This is a genomic window from Jeotgalibacillus sp. 10bf12 (genome assembly GCF_055597105.1).
Genome location: NZ_CP200276.1, coordinates 2,991,345 through 3,005,075, shown reverse-complemented (window position 1 = coordinate 3,005,075; position 13,731 = coordinate 2,991,345). Strand labels below are relative to the sequence as shown.

The window sequence follows — 13,731 nt, the reverse complement described above, 5'->3', positions numbered from 1 at the left end:
ATCCAGTAAGAAGGAAACTAAAAAATATTCTCAACGTTATTAAGAAAAAATTTTTACGATTGATGACGCTAGAGAGTATGTAATAAAAGTGAAAAAGATTGAAGGCTTGTTTAAAAGTTTAATTGAGAATATGGATATAATTCAAGAATTACTATTTAAAATTGAAAGAGAAATAGACAGAGGTTATATGATTAAAGTTAACGAAGAGGGCAGCTTCACCGAGGAAGAAATGCTCTATTACGTCAAGTTATTGCGTAATGGCGGCTTTATCTTATGGTGATGATAAATACGGCTTCAATATAGATGAAATAACATGGTTTGGACATGACTTCATTGATTCAATGAGAAATGATAATGTTCGGAATAAAACTAAAACTGAAGTTAGCAAACAAGGAATGAAGATGAAGGAGTGTTTTTTGAAATTATTAAAGGGTTGTTGAGCGAAATTACAAAACACATGTATTGAATGTGAGTACCTTCTCGGTGTCTTTAATTTTGTCTATATAGTCATTTAGTATCTTTTACTTTACAATTGATGTAAAGGAGAGATGCATGCAAAATGAAAAATTTTTTAAGTCAGATAAAATTAACAGGTGCAATTTTAATATTAATTGCATACTTAGGATTGTTAATTGCCATTGTAGTTGCTGTGGTTAATTTATTTAGTCCAAATGATGCGAATATGGGTCTAATTGGCGCAATAGTGGGGGGTATTATTTCTGGTAGTTTAACTTTATTAGGAGTGTTTTTAACTATAAAAGTTGAATCTAATAGAAAATTTATTGAATTATACCCTGAAAAGAGAAGCAGTTGTGATGAAATTTCTTATACACTTTTCAAGTATAAAGAGAAATTTATTGAACTTGAGCAAGTACTGCAATCTAATGGTTATGGTAAAGAGGAAATCAAAAGACAACTACATCAGTTTGATAAAGAAATTAAAAAGATGTTTTAACACTTTCTATAAGAGCAGGCTCTAAAACTCTTAAAGTTTGTATTAGGATTAAAGAAAAAACAAGAAGTATGCTGGATGAGTTAGATGATGATTATCTAAGGAAAATAGAAACTTCGGCTAAAAGAAAAGCAGTTATGGACAATGTATATTATAAAAAAGTGCCTCAACATATATCCTTGTTAGAAAAATCAATTCGTGAGATAAAAGGAGAAATTGAAGACTTAGATAATAGAATCCAAAATATGATTTAAGGTATGAGTCTCGCTTTGTTTAGTGTCCTATGATGTGAAAATTAACTGATTAATTTATTTTCTTCAGTACATATGTTCTTATTCAATAATATAAAAACAGACTATCTTTTTAAAAGGCACTCATTTGAGTGCCTTTAGAAAAACTATGGGGTTTCTTATTTGCCCCCAAATAAATAGCTGCTGCATTGTCTATGTATGTTTAATAATATTAAAAGAAATATCTAATTTTTTATTCTTTAAAGGTAATAGGATGAGTTTAATTGAATCACCTTCGCCCATCAATTCAGCTCTTTTTTTAATTAGATTCGCATCTTTTAAGATTAAAGGTGGAAATTCTACAACTCTTTCAATATTATTAAATACCACTCCAAATAATTCAATCTCATGAGGGTCATTCGTAGCTACCTTACCTAGAGGTGTTGGCTTGTCTTTATCAAAAAACAGTTCTAATATACCTTCTTTACTGTGCGCTTCTAACTCCAAAGGTTGTTCCATAATTGTTGAATAAGATTTCTTGTTCATAGCTAATTCAAGATCTTGTATGTTTAAAAGATCATCATTTGTAAACTCATTTGGAAATTTAAAATCCACATTATAAAATTTTTCAATCTTAAGCACTCGAGGAATTAAATCTCTTTCCCAGTTCCAGTATTCTTCATCTTTGCCGTATATGCTTCTTGGAGAAATGCCGATTGGAATCGAAAGATTTTTTCTCAAGTGCACAAGAGTTACAAATCTATTATTCATCTTATTTAATATGTTATGCATTTCTGCATTAGCCTGAAAACTTTGAGCGTTCTCATGTTTTACATTAATGCTATATTTTCCTTTTAACTCTAAAGGGAAGTTCTCTTTGCTAGCTGCAGTTATGGGCCATCTCAATACAAAAGATAAATCTATATATAAATTGTTTGAACCACTGGTAGTTAGTGTTAAATGCATAGTATTGTTATCATTATAATACTCAGTTACATCAAGTTCTATGTAGTCTATGACAGTAATTTTATTTTCATTAGATTTATATTTATCTGAAGCAAGAATTTTAAAGGGCTCGTTTTTATTATGTTCACTAGAACCTAAAAAAATTTTATTATCTGGTTTGAAAAATGCTGATGCTAGCTCATCATCTATCTTGGTATTTCCTATATAAGATTGAAGTTCTGTTACCTTAACTGGAATTTTTTCGCCACCAAACCTTAATCTGCTTTCAAGTTCGGCGAAACTTTTCACATCATCTACATTAATAATGGCTTTACCCTTGTGTACTAATGGTAACTTATTTGCTATTTCGGGAGTGATTGCTTGATGAGTTAACATAGTTTTACCTTTATATTCTTCTGTTTTATATTGATAGTGAGGGGCGAAAGGATGAGCTCTTGAAACTGAGGCTTTGATGTCCTCCATAAGTTTCATTGCAGCTTTAATGTCACCAGTTTCAGATAAATTATTTATAGTATCATGTACTGAAAAGTTTTGATGAATAATATCGCCAGTATGTATCGTACTTCCTAACCCTATATGTTTAGTCACGTTCTTTTTCATTTCTCTCACTCCCAGAGTTATAATTGTTGGTTATATCACCATTATGAGATTTGTTAAAAAGTCCTATAACGTTTGATTTATTTTTAATTGAAGAACTTTTAGTGATTGATTTTTTATTCAAATTAATTTTATAAATAATTTTTTTAATTATAAATCCGGTAGCAGCTAAACCGGCTATTATTCCAATAATTTTTAATATATTTTCGGGTGTTAAAAATTCAGCAAGTTCCATGTTCTCACCTTCCTAATGTAAATTCTATTGATAATATTATACCAAATTCTAGAATATATCTCTTACTTATGTGACAAGATTTGAAGAAAATTTGAAACTATTCAGGATGTATTATATTAATAAAATTAATGTCAATTTTAAGTGGTATGAAAATGATGATTGATACGAAACAGGATAGAGAATAGAGGAATAATGGAAAATTTTATAAAAAACAATATGCTGAATCAACTTCAGATGGGAATTTTAACTTCAGTTTAAATGTTAAATTTATTGAAAATAAGAAGAAACAATTAGATAGAAATTGGTTATTTATGAGAAAGTTGATGGAGTGAGCGCCAAAAAGAAAACAGTGTATTTATTATTGAAACCAAAGAAGGGCAATATAAAAAAGTATTAAAAAGGGTTGTAAGTGATTTCCATAGTTTTTAACTTACTTTATAGAAAAACAAATATAACATTGAGGCTGGGAAAAAAATTAGCCTTATTCTTCGTTTAAAATGCCCGTTTTATTTTGAGTTTTGGAGACATGTTTAGATTAGATTTAACTCTGACTTTTGAAGTGTGTTTTATCTCGAAAGTTAGAGTGTTTTTTGTCTCTAATTTTAGGGAAGTTATAAAACAAAATGGCATGGCTTTTGGATACTATAGTTAGATGTTTTTTAAAACGTTGAACGCTCAAAGTTTTGTCTACACTTTTTTTCTCGTTTTATGCTATAATTTAGAGAATAAATCACAGCCCAAACTCATATAATAAAATGAGGAGGTGTGTGGGTTGTGTGATGAGGAGGAAAAAGACATGGCTACTCCAGTTATGAACAATTTCTATCAAATTAACGAACAAGAAGCAAACTTGATTGCAAATACGCCTAAAACAGTTATTAATTCCCCTTCTTACGCAAACAAATTTCATCTTTCCAAAGAAGAAAGAAAAAAACGTGCGTTTGAAACACTAAAAAAATGGAAGTAAATTTAAGTCCATATCCATTACTAGATTTAATTCTAGAGAATGGAGAAGAGTTAAGTGCAGAAGGTTTAAGTGAGGAAGAGCTAAGCAAAATGCTCGGCTCTTTTTCTTGTGATGTCAATGAGAGCATCGAAAGCTTCTTACATAAGAAAGCCATTCTGCAAGATATTGAACATAGGGCAAGAACCACTCTAATTGTAGACGACAACTCCGGGGATGTTGTAGGATACTATACTTTAAAGATCGAAAGCTTTATCTTCACAGAAGCAAGTAAGAAAAATAAAGAGAAATTAGCTGGCAATAAAGATGCTGATTACTTTAACTGTATCCTTATTGCCAAAATTGGTAGAAGTGATAAGTACAAAGGAATAGTAAGTGGTCGAGAAATACTAGACGCTGCACTTTATAGTTGTTCTCAGATAAAGGATATGACAGCTACAAAAGTGGTATGTGTAGAGTATGTTGATGAGCCAGCACTAAGAGAGTTTTATGATGAGAATGGCTTTAAATATCTGCAAAGAAATGAAAATGACTTAAACATCAGTTTTATTAAAATATAGCATTAATTGCATTGTGTACTATAGCTATTGATAAAAAACACTCACTGAATTGATTGGTGAGTGTTTTTTTGTTTTGTGAGGAGGAATAAGAAATGACATTGCTAAATCTAAATTAAAAATGATACAATTAGAAATCTTAAAAAATATTCGTGAAAATATAGTTAATAAAGCTGGAAAGAATGGCCACTATTTTGATAATGAAAAATGGAATACGTTAAGAAATGATGACTCAATTTAAGTTTAAATAGATGGTTCACTCAATTATTAACTTAGCATACCTCTGTTTCATAAACTCTTCAATCCACTTCTTAATCAAGTCATTTTCAAAATAGTCCCTGCTATTCAGTGTAAAGGTGATCGTTGTTGTCTCATCCTCACTATTATAAAAACTCTTTTGCATATCCAATAACATCTTCTGGCTCTCAACTTCTGCACCAAATTAACCTTTCATTAAATTTCACTCATTTCCATTTAAACTAAACCCCTTTGTATAAGATAAAATAGCAATAAAATCAAACTTTCACCGTTTTCAACTATTATTTAAATCAATAAATGAAATTGCATGTGTTTGAGGTATCTTATTTTTAATTTCTACGTGTTTTAAGTGATCTGTGATAAATGATATTCAAGATTAAGTAGACCGCTTAGAAACTAAGAATATGAAGCCGAATTGTGAATTGCTAAAATTACTTTATAAATTTTTAGTGGACCTAACAATGAACAAAGTGCAAAGGTTGTGACAAATAGTAAAGAAAATGTTGATAAATTGAAGAGAAAACTCACTAGTTAAGGTAATCGTGATCCCGACAGATGAAGAGGTCATGATTGCACGTGACGTTACACGTTTAACTTAACTTTAACTATACAAGAGCACTGCTTACTCCCTGATCCGGGAGAAGCAGTGCTTTTTTAATTACTTATGCAATCCTGTATACAACAATAGTATAATATAGGAAAGAAAGGTGAGGTGGTTAAATGAATTGGTCTGCAAGAGACGAGGAAGTATACAATGAAATCCTTTTATGGAAGCAATCACTGAATGAAGTATCAGGGAACGACCTGACAAACGTATACTCCAAATGGATTGAACATTCTTTCTCACTTCTGCCGGAAGAATTAAAAAAAGAAATCTTTTCACACATTGATACATCCCTTTTTCATATACATAGCACAATGCAGGGCTTTCAGCTCCAGCAGGACGAACGTGAGAGCATTTTGAGAACAGCAAAAGCATTTGATGATTCAGTTATGCAAATAGAAGATATACGAAAGTTAAGTATTGATCAGCTCAACTACATGTCATTGCAGCAGAGCGGCAGACATAGACTTTATTCATTTATACAAGGTGGTATAGCGGGATCAGGCGGGGCGGCGGCCTTTATCAGTGACCTGCTTGCATTACTGCTGATCAACATCAGAGCCATTCAATTTACAGCAGCTGCATATGGGCGTGACGTGCACACACCCTATGAGATGACAATTGCCTTAAAGTTGTTCCATGCAGCTACTCTGCCAAGAAAATTTCAGGGAGAGGCATGGGATGAGCTTGAAAATACATTAAGCAGTGTGCAAAGCGACTATTTCTTCAATGGAAGTGATAAGCTGACCAATGAACGCTGGCTTGAGGGTCCGGGACTTCAGCTGTTTAAAACACTCGCAATCAGAATGTTTAAAAACAAGCGTGCAGGAGGATACCCGGTCATTTCAATGGCGATCGGTGCAGCTGCTAATTATCAGCTCACGAGAAATGTAACTGAATATGCAGAGCGATTTTACCAGTATCGCTATCTAACCGAAAAGAACAGTTAATGCTGTTCTTTTTTTATTGATTGGGTTTGTAAAACTCAATTTTATTTATGCACAGCTGGTGATTGAAGCGTCGGGGCGATTCAATCACCGGCGGAAAGCGTTCCCTGATGCACAAATCATCAGCCAACTTTTACGATGACGACGAAATAGATTAGTGATTTTCTACATGAATACGAAGATTTGTGTAAGCGTTCTCTTATTGAACAGCTCAATACTAAAGCCTTCCAAACACTATAATTAAATCATTAAAAATGAATAATATCAGAATATTTAATCTTTATTTTTTTCAGCAACAAGTGTTGCATCTTTATAAATAGACTGTTATGATACATTCATCATATAAAGAATAAATATACAAAACAATTTATAAAAATACGAAAGAGGTTGATTGACATGACAAAAAACAAAAAAGTGGTTTTAGCATATTCAGGAGGACTTGATACTTCAGTAGCGATTCAGTGGTTAAAAGATCAGGGATACGCAGTTGTAGCCTGCTGCTTAGACGTTGGCGAAGGTAAAGACCTTGATTTTGTGAAAGAGAAAGCACTGACAGTTGGTGCAGTTGACAGCTATGTCATTGATGCAAAAGAAGAATTCGCACAGGACTTTGCTTTAATTGCGCTTCAGGCTCATACAATGTATGAAGGGAAATATCCACTAGTATCAGCATTATCAAGACCGCTGATTGCAAAGAAGCTAGTTGAAGTAGCAGAAAAAGCCGGTGCTACTGCAGTAGCACATGGCTGTACAGGTAAAGGAAATGACCAGGTTCGTTTCGAAGTGGCAATTAACGGCCTGAATCCTCAACTTGAAGTGCTTGCTCCGGTACGTGAGTGGGGCTGGTCAAGAGAAGAAGAAATTAATTATGCAAAACAGCATAATATTCCGATTCCGGTCAATCTTGACAGCCCATATTCAATTGACCAGAATCTATGGGGCAGAAGCAATGAGTGTGGGATTTTAGAAGACCCATGGGCTGCTCCGCCAGAAGGTGCCTATGATCTGACTGCATCTCTTGAAACAACACCAAATGCACCTGAAACAATTGAAATTACATTTGAAAAAGGGGTTCCTGTTGCATTAAATGGTCAGGGAATGAAGCTGTCTGACATGATTCTTAAGTTAAATGACATTGCAGGAAAACATGGTGTCGGAAGAATCGATCATGTTGAAAACAGACTTGTCGGAATCAAGTCAAGAGAAGTGTATGAGTGCCCTGGGGCTATCACACTTATGAAGGCTCATAAAGAGCTTGAAGATCTGACGCTTGTAAAAGAAATGGCTCATTTCAAACCGGTCATTGAAAAGAAGCTGACTGAAGTGATCTATGAAGGTCTGTGGTTCTCTCCACTGACTGATGCACTGAAAGCATTCTTAGAAGAAACGCAGCAGTATGTAAATGGCGTAGCAAGAGTGAAGCTTTTCAAAGGACATGCCATTGTTGAAGGAAGAACTTCACCGAATTCACTTTATAACGAAAAGCTTGCAACTTATACTTCTGATGATGAATTTGACCACGGTGCAGCTGTAGGCTTCATTAAGCTATGGGGTCTGCCGACGAAAGTTCATTCCATGGTACAGAAGGAATCAAAAGGTGTGACGACTTCATGAGTAAACTTTGGGGAGGACGTTTTTCACAATCACCCGAGGAGTGGGTTGACGAGTTCAACGCCTCCATCGGGTTTGATCAGAATTTAGTAATGGAAGACCTTGAAGGGTCAGTTGCTCATGTCACGATGCTTGGAGAGTGCGGTATTTTAGAATCTTCTGAAGTGAAGCAGATCCTCTCAGGTCTTTCTGTACTGAAGGGAAAAGCACAAAAGGGTGAACTTCCTTATTCGGTTCAGAACGAAGATATTCATTTAAACCTTGAGCACTTCCTGATTCAGGAGATTGGTCAGGTTGGAGGAAAGCTGCACACCGGAAGAAGCAGAAATGACCAGGTCGCAACAGATATGCACCTGTATCTTAAAAACAGAGTGATTGAGATTGTTGAACTGCTTCGTGCTGTCCAGGAGGCAATTGTGAAGCAGGCTGATCAGCATGTAGAAACAATTGCGCCGGGGTATACGCACCTTCAGCGCGCACAGCCTGTTTCTTTTGCTCATCACCTGATGGCATATTTCTGGATGCTTGAAAGAGATGTTCAGCGTTTTCAGGATTCACTCAAAAGAATTGATGTTTCACCACTTGGAGCGGGTGCACTGGCGGGAACAACTTTTCCGATTAACAGAAAACGTTCAGCAGAGTTACTTGGATTCTCAGATATTTACGAAAACAGTATGGATGCGGTGAGTGATCGTGACTTCATCGTTGAATTTCTATCGAATGCTTCCATGACAATTATGCACCTTTCGAGATTTTCTGAAGAAATGATCATCTGGTCCAGCCAGGAGTTCCAGTTTATTGAGCTGGCAGATGCTTTTTCAACAGGCAGCAGCATTATGCCACAGAAAAAGAATCCTGACATGGCAGAGCTTGTGAGAGGGAAGACGGGAAGAGTATTTGGACACTTAGTTTCTATGCTGACCGTTCTGAAAGGCCTTCCGCTCGCTTATAATAAAGATATGCAGGAAGATAAAGAGGGTATGTTTGATACAGTTCATACGCTGATGGGATCTTTAAAAATCTTTGCAGGTATGATCAATACAATGAAAGTTAAGACAGACCAGCTGGCAAAAGCGGTCAACGAGGATTTTTCTAATGCAACGGAGCTTGCAGATTATCTTGCATCTAAAGGGATGCCATTCCGTGAGGCGCATGAAGTCGTAGGAAAACTTGTCCTGACGTGTATTAACCAGGGCATTTATCTGAAGGACTTACCGCTGGGTGAAATGACAGCTGCATCGTCTCTGATTGAAGAAGATATCTATCATGTCCTTGAACCTGCTCAGGCCGTAAAACGCCGTGAATCTGAAGGTGGTACAGGCTTTGAACAGGTGAAGAATCAGCTGAAAAAAGCTGAAGCCATTATAAAAGATCATGTAAAAGCATAATCAAAAAAGAGAGAACCAATTGGTTCTCTCTTTTAATCATTAAATATCTAAATTTTTCGCTTCTTTTTCCGGAGGCTGGTCAGTACGTACAACAAGTACATCGCACTTCGCTGCCCGTACGATATGTTCAGAGATACTTCCGATCAGGAAACGCTCCATCGCATTGAGACCAGTCGCGCCACAAATGATGAGGTCTGCTTCTACCTTTTTGGCAAATTCCTTAGGTACAAGCACTTTTGGAGAACCGTATTCTACAAATACATTAACCTTTCCAACACCTTTGCTTTCTGCTTCTTTCTTGTAATCATTCAGCATTTCTTCAGCAAAAGTTTCTGCTCTTTTCGCAACACTTCTGTCGTACGCTTCAACAACCGCAAAAGATCTGGTATCGATTACATGAAGCAGGTTCAGTGTTGCATCATTTCTTTTCGCGATATCAATTGACTTTTTAAAAGCCCACTCCGCTTCCTTAGAGCCGTCTACGGCAACTAGAATGTGGTCATAGCTTAATGTCATTTTGATCGCCTCCTTTACTTATATATTACACCGAATCATGTCAATATTCCTGCTAATTATGAGAAATTTCTGACCGATTTGTGACTATTTTTTGCAAAACAGTATAAAAGGCACAGGCGGCGATAAACACGATTAAGCCAGGCGATAATGCATCAGGAACTAAAAAGTAAACTGGAACAAATAATAAAACGGTAACCAGCGCAGATAAATTAGCTGAATGATTTCCTGAAGTCAGACGTAATAAGTGATCTTTTGTGATATTCATCTTTTTAACGATTACATAGTCAGCGATAATGACTGCAGATAAAGGAACAATTGCAGCTCCCAGCAAAGAAATATAGGTTTCTGCTTCTTCAACAATCCTTGGAAAAAGACTGAGAGCAGTTGCTGCAATTCCAAACACTACGGCACTTTTAACGCGACCGAGAGACGGCAGCGCATTTAAAAGGCTGTATCCGCCTGTATAAGCATTGCTGAGATTAATAGAAATCATTGAAATAATCGCGCCGGCAGCAATTAGTACAATTGCAGTGCTGGAATTCGTCAGCGTGCTGGCTGATACGAATGGATTAACAGATTGCAGTACAGAAGCAAATAAAGACCCTAGTACAGCTACAACTGCAAATCCTGCAATATTGCCAGTCAGTACACCGATAAAGCCTTCTTTAGGCGACTTTGCATAACGTGTAATATCAGAAGATGCACTAACACCTGATACATATTGCATAAAGGCGAGGCTGCCATAAAAGAAACAGGTGCCGATCGAGAATTCACCCTGATTTAGTACGGTTGTATCTGAAGCAACCAGATCAATGATCAGATAAAGCATCAGCAGCTGACTGAGAAACAATAAGGGGATAAACCATTTAATTGTTTGTTTAACAGCTTCAAAACCGATTAAAGCAAGTACACTCATAATGACTGAGAAAAGTGGAGCAAGCACATATAATGGAATAAGAATTCCTGCAAACTCATTCAGTAAAAACTGCACAACAATGGACCCGCCGATTGTCTGAACAGCGAACCAGTATAAAGATGTGAGGGATCTTACTGGTGAAGCAAAATACATAGAAAGCTTACTTCCGATCATGGTCCTGATCACATATTGTGCAGGCAATCCGTAGCGGGCACCCGGGAGTGAGAGGATTGACACCAGAATAAATGCCAGGACTGCACCGATCAGCGTTGAGCTGATAGCAGCACCGGCTGAGAGACCACCGGCAGTTACTGCAAGTGCCGGAACAAGTACATTTCCCGTGTTAACGGAAAACGCCATTTGTATAAAGGCATAATCAAACCAGCGTGTTTTCTTTTCAGATTCGGGTACTTCAGAGAGACCGATTGTTTCTATTTGAATTCTTTTTTTATTGATTGCATTAGTCATGAGGTAACTCCCATCCATTGAATACCGTCATTTTAACACATTAGCGTAATAGCGAAAACGGTTTCAAAATGTGTGAATTTTTAATCAATTCAGAAGTGAAAAATAAGTGCGGACAAGGGTTGGGCGATTTGTTAAAATGGAACTGCATAAAGGAAGGTTTAAAATTTTCTGGATTTAGGAGGAATAAACATGCGTGTCGGGATTCCAAGAGAGATAAAGAATAATGAGAATCGGGTAGCAATTACACCATCAGGCGTTTACCATTTTATTAATCAGGGGCATGAAGTCCTTGTAGAGGATGGAGCGGGTCTTGGTTCAGGGTTTACGAATGAAGATTATACTGCTGCCGGTGCACAGATCGCATCTACAGCTGCTGATGCATGGGCTTGCGAAATGGTGATGAAAGTTAAAGAGCCAATTGCAAGCGAGTATGGGTACTTTCACGAAGGATTAATTCTATTTACTTACCTGCACCTTGCACCGGAGCCGGAGCTGACAAAAGCACTGATTGATCATAAGGTTGTTTCAATTGCATATGAAACAGTGCAGCTTCCTAATGGTTCATTGCCACTTTTAACACCTATGAGTGAAGTGGCTGGAAGAATGTCTACGCAGATCGGCGCGCAATTCCTTGAAAAAATTCATGGCGGTATGGGCATTCTGCTTGCGGGTGTACCGGGTGTAGCCAGAGGTAAAGTAACAGTGATCGGCGGAGGAGTAGCGGGTACAAATGCAGCTAAAATGGCTATTGGACTTGGGGCTGATGTAACGATCCTTGATCTGAATCCTGAAAGACTCCGTCAGCTCGATGACCTTTTCGGGAAAGATGTAACAACATTAATGTCAAATCCCTTAAATATTGCTGAGAGCGTTGCTACCTCTGACCTTGTCATTGGGGCAGTACTTATTCCAGGCGCCAAAGCGCCTAAGTTAGTGAGCGAAGAAATGATTAAAGCAATGAAGCCTGGAGCTGTAGTTGTTGATATTGCGATTGATCAGGGCGGTATTTTTGAAACAACTGATAAAATCACAACGCATGATAATCCAACTTATACAAAACATGGTGTTGTGCATTATGCTGTAGCGAATATGCCGGGTGCAGTGCCACGTACATCAACAATTGCCCTGACAAACGTAACAGTGCCATACGGTATTCAGATTGCAAATAAAGGGTACCGCCAGGCATGTATTGATAATGATGCATTAATGAGCGGTATTAACACGCTGGATGGTTTTGTTACTTACAATGCAGTAGCAGAAGCACACGGTTTGGAATATGCAAATGTAAGAGAACTGCTGATTCCTTAAAACATAAGCGCCCGGTCACATAAAGTGACCGGGCGCTGTTTAATTTGTCCCATAACAGGTGCAGTACTTAAAACGTCTGGAGAGTTTTAGGGAACTTCGTCAGTGTTTCGTATCCGCTCTCAGTCACAAGTACATCATCTTCAATTCTCACACCGGCAACACCAGGTACATATATACCAGGCTCAATTGTAAAGGTCATACCTGCTTTCAGAACAATATCACTCTCAGAAGTAATAGATGGATATTCGTGTACATTCAGGCCAAGTCCGTGACCGAGCCTGTGGGGGAAGTAATCACCGTAGCCCGCATCCTCAATTACTTTTCTGGCTGCCAGGTCAAGCTCGCTTGTTTTAACGCCCGGTTTCACCATTTCAAGTGCCGTCATTTCAGCTTTCAAAACAGTTTCATAAATTTCCCGCTGCTTATCTGAAATCTCACCAAAAGCCACGGTGCGTGTAATATCAGAACAATAGCCCTGATAAACTACACCAAGGTCGAAAAGAACGAGATCGCCTTTTTTGATTTTAGAATCACCAGGGGTGCCATGAGGAGAAGAAGCATTTTCGCCTGTTAGCACCATTGTCGAAAATGACATTTCAGTGATCCCTTTTTTCTTTAGTTCAAATTCTACTTTTGCCAGCACTTCAAGCTCTGTTTTTCCTTCTGCGAGTTCACTGCATGCGGTCTCAATTGCAAAGTCCGCAAACGATGCGGCTTTTTCCAGCAGTTTAATTTCCGATGCAGTTTTAATTACACGCAGATCATTTAATAGATGCTCAGCTGAAGTAATACGACAATCCCCAAACACGCGCTGAAACAATTCCATTCTGTCTACTGTTAAGTGATTTTTTTCTACCGCAAGACTGTTCACATTGTTAATTTCATCTTTTAACAGATGAAGAGGACTTTGTGTATCACTATAACCGATGATGCGGCCGTTCCAGCCGGCAGCTTTTGCATCCTCTGTTTCCATGCCGGGACAAATTAATATGGACTCACCTTCAGCTGGTATCCATACGGCAAGCCATCTTTCGTGCGGGTCACTTCTGAACCCGGTTGTATATGTAACATTTTCTACAGAAGTCAGCAAAGCTCCATCAATTTGTTCTTCTTTTAAATAAGTCTGAATTTTTCCGATCATGATCGTCATCCTCTCAAGTTCAGTCAGTTCAAAATTATCACTATATTTTGCGCATGTAAATGTTTCATGACCT

Annotated in this window: 14 protein-coding genes; 9 read left to right on the top strand and 5 right to left on the bottom strand. The window is 37.2% G+C overall.

Translation table 11 applies throughout. The features are described 5' to 3' along the window. Nucleotides 1–257: 257 nt before the first annotated feature. The 3 genes from DH10bf12_RS15680 to DH10bf12_RS15670 all read left to right on the top strand — a co-directional run bounded on the left by DH10bf12_RS15680 (nucleotide 258) and on the right by DH10bf12_RS15670 (nucleotide 1,206). On the top strand, nucleotides 258–440 hold the full coding sequence (locus tag DH10bf12_RS15680; protein WP_471736183.1) for a DUF2513 domain-containing protein: 183 nt from the start codon (nucleotides 258–260) through the stop codon (nucleotides 438–440). A gap of 119 nt (nucleotides 441–559) precedes the next feature. Continuing rightward, nucleotides 560–955, top strand: coding sequence for a hypothetical protein (locus DH10bf12_RS15675; RefSeq protein ID WP_471736182.1), 396 nt, complete (start codon nucleotides 560–562; stop codon nucleotides 953–955). Between the two features lie 68 nt (nucleotides 956–1,023). Next, nucleotides 1,024–1,206 carry a hypothetical protein gene (locus DH10bf12_RS15670; RefSeq protein WP_471736181.1) on the top strand — a complete coding sequence of 61 codons (183 nt, stop codon included), beginning with the start codon at nucleotides 1,024–1,026 and terminating at the stop codon, nucleotides 1,204–1,206. 189 nt (nucleotides 1,207–1,395) lie between these two features. Here DH10bf12_RS15670 and DH10bf12_RS15665 read toward each other — a convergent pair whose 3' ends face one another. Continuing rightward, nucleotides 1,396–2,748, bottom strand: coding sequence for a hypothetical protein (locus tag DH10bf12_RS15665; protein WP_471736180.1), 1,353 nt, complete (start codon nucleotides 2,746–2,748; stop codon nucleotides 1,396–1,398). Beyond that, entirely contained in the window at nucleotides 2,729–2,980 is a 252-nt protein-coding gene (locus DH10bf12_RS15660) for a hypothetical protein (RefSeq protein WP_471736179.1), read from the bottom strand. Before DH10bf12_RS15660 ends, DH10bf12_RS15665 begins: the two co-directional genes overlap by 20 nt. Before the next feature lie 796 nt (nucleotides 2,981–3,776). On the opposite strand from DH10bf12_RS15660, the gene DH10bf12_RS15655 reads away from it, so the two are divergent. The 5 genes from DH10bf12_RS15655 (at nucleotide 3,777) to argH (ending at nucleotide 9,309) form a co-directional block, all read left to right on the top strand. Then, on the top strand, nucleotides 3,777–3,947 hold the full coding sequence (locus DH10bf12_RS15655; protein ID WP_471736178.1) for a hypothetical protein: 171 nt from the start codon (nucleotides 3,777–3,779) through the stop codon (nucleotides 3,945–3,947). After that, nucleotides 3,938–4,504: a hypothetical protein gene (locus tag DH10bf12_RS15650; protein WP_471736177.1), complete on the top strand. Its 567-nt coding sequence runs from the start codon at nucleotides 3,938–3,940 to the stop codon at nucleotides 4,502–4,504. The genes DH10bf12_RS15655 and DH10bf12_RS15650 overlap by 10 nt, the downstream gene beginning before the upstream one ends. Before the next feature lie 975 nt (nucleotides 4,505–5,479). Next, complete coding sequence (locus DH10bf12_RS15645; RefSeq protein WP_471736176.1) at nucleotides 5,480–6,313, top strand: EcsC family protein; 834 nt, start codon at nucleotides 5,480–5,482, stop codon at nucleotides 6,311–6,313. Nucleotides 6,314–6,706: 393 nt separating this feature from the next. Next, complete coding sequence (locus DH10bf12_RS15640) at nucleotides 6,707–7,924, top strand: argininosuccinate synthase (RefSeq protein WP_471736175.1); 1,218 nt, start codon at nucleotides 6,707–6,709, stop codon at nucleotides 7,922–7,924. Further along, the gene (argH, locus tag DH10bf12_RS15635; RefSeq protein ID WP_471736174.1) at nucleotides 7,921–9,309 is read left to right on the top strand and encodes an argininosuccinate lyase; all 1,389 of its coding nucleotides are present in this window, start codon (nucleotides 7,921–7,923) and stop codon (nucleotides 9,307–9,309) included. The genes DH10bf12_RS15640 and argH overlap by 4 nt, the downstream gene beginning before the upstream one ends. Nucleotides 9,310–9,348: 39 nt before the next feature. On the opposite strand, the gene DH10bf12_RS15630 is transcribed toward argH, so the two are convergent. Both DH10bf12_RS15630 and DH10bf12_RS15625 read right to left on the bottom strand, forming a co-directional pair. After that, nucleotides 9,349–9,825, bottom strand: a complete 477-nt coding sequence (locus DH10bf12_RS15630) for a universal stress protein (protein WP_471736173.1) — start codon at nucleotides 9,823–9,825, stop codon at nucleotides 9,349–9,351. A gap of 52 nt (nucleotides 9,826–9,877) precedes the next feature. After that, nucleotides 9,878–11,209, bottom strand: a complete 1,332-nt coding sequence (locus DH10bf12_RS15625; protein WP_471736172.1) for a purine-cytosine permease family protein — start codon at nucleotides 11,207–11,209, stop codon at nucleotides 9,878–9,880. Between the two features lie 189 nt (nucleotides 11,210–11,398). On the opposite strand from DH10bf12_RS15625, the gene ald reads away from it, so the two are divergent. Further along, a complete protein-coding gene (ald, locus tag DH10bf12_RS15620; protein ID WP_471736171.1) occupies nucleotides 11,399–12,517 on the top strand; it encodes an alanine dehydrogenase in 1,119 nt (372 codons plus the stop codon). Nucleotides 12,518–12,584: 67 nt separating this feature from the next. On the opposite strand, the gene DH10bf12_RS15615 is transcribed toward ald, so the two are convergent. Next, nucleotides 12,585–13,667 carry a M24 family metallopeptidase gene (locus tag DH10bf12_RS15615; RefSeq protein ID WP_471736170.1) on the bottom strand — a complete coding sequence of 361 codons (1,083 nt, stop codon included), beginning with the start codon at nucleotides 13,665–13,667 and terminating at the stop codon, nucleotides 12,585–12,587. Nucleotides 13,668–13,731 lie beyond the last annotated feature (64 nt).

What these genes read in the sequence shown, in the direction of transcription:
- DH10bf12_RS15680 (WP_471736183.1), top strand. Translation starts at nt 258, where the DNA reads ATGGCGGCTTTATCTTATGGTGATGATAAATACGGCTTCAATATAGAT.
- DH10bf12_RS15675 (WP_471736182.1), top strand. Translation starts at nt 560, where the DNA reads ATGAAAAATTTTTTAAGTCAGATAAAATTAACAGGTGCAATTTTAATA.
- DH10bf12_RS15670 (WP_471736181.1), top strand. Translation starts at nt 1,024, where the DNA reads ATGCTGGATGAGTTAGATGATGATTATCTAAGGAAAATAGAAACTTCG.
- DH10bf12_RS15665 (WP_471736180.1), bottom strand. Translation starts at nt 2,748, where the DNA reads ATGAAAAAGAACGTGACTAAACATATAGGGTTAGGAAGTACGATACAT.
- DH10bf12_RS15660 (WP_471736179.1), bottom strand. Translation starts at nt 2,980, where the DNA reads ATGGAACTTGCTGAATTTTTAACACCCGAAAATATATTAAAAATTATT.
- DH10bf12_RS15655 (WP_471736178.1), top strand. Translation starts at nt 3,777, where the DNA reads ATGGCTACTCCAGTTATGAACAATTTCTATCAAATTAACGAACAAGAA.
- DH10bf12_RS15650 (WP_471736177.1), top strand. Translation starts at nt 3,938, where the DNA reads ATGGAAGTAAATTTAAGTCCATATCCATTACTAGATTTAATTCTAGAG.
- DH10bf12_RS15645 (WP_471736176.1), top strand. Translation starts at nt 5,480, where the DNA reads ATGAATTGGTCTGCAAGAGACGAGGAAGTATACAATGAAATCCTTTTA.
- DH10bf12_RS15640 (WP_471736175.1), top strand. Translation starts at nt 6,707, where the DNA reads ATGACAAAAAACAAAAAAGTGGTTTTAGCATATTCAGGAGGACTTGAT.
- argH (WP_471736174.1), top strand. Translation starts at nt 7,921, where the DNA reads ATGAGTAAACTTTGGGGAGGACGTTTTTCACAATCACCCGAGGAGTGG.
- DH10bf12_RS15630 (WP_471736173.1), bottom strand. Translation starts at nt 9,825, where the DNA reads ATGACATTAAGCTATGACCACATTCTAGTTGCCGTAGACGGCTCTAAG.
- DH10bf12_RS15625 (WP_471736172.1), bottom strand. Translation starts at nt 11,209, where the DNA reads ATGACTAATGCAATCAATAAAAAAAGAATTCAAATAGAAACAATCGGT.
- ald (WP_471736171.1), top strand. Translation starts at nt 11,399, where the DNA reads ATGCGTGTCGGGATTCCAAGAGAGATAAAGAATAATGAGAATCGGGTA.
- DH10bf12_RS15615 (WP_471736170.1), bottom strand. Translation starts at nt 13,667, where the DNA reads ATGACGATCATGATCGGAAAAATTCAGACTTATTTAAAAGAAGAACAA.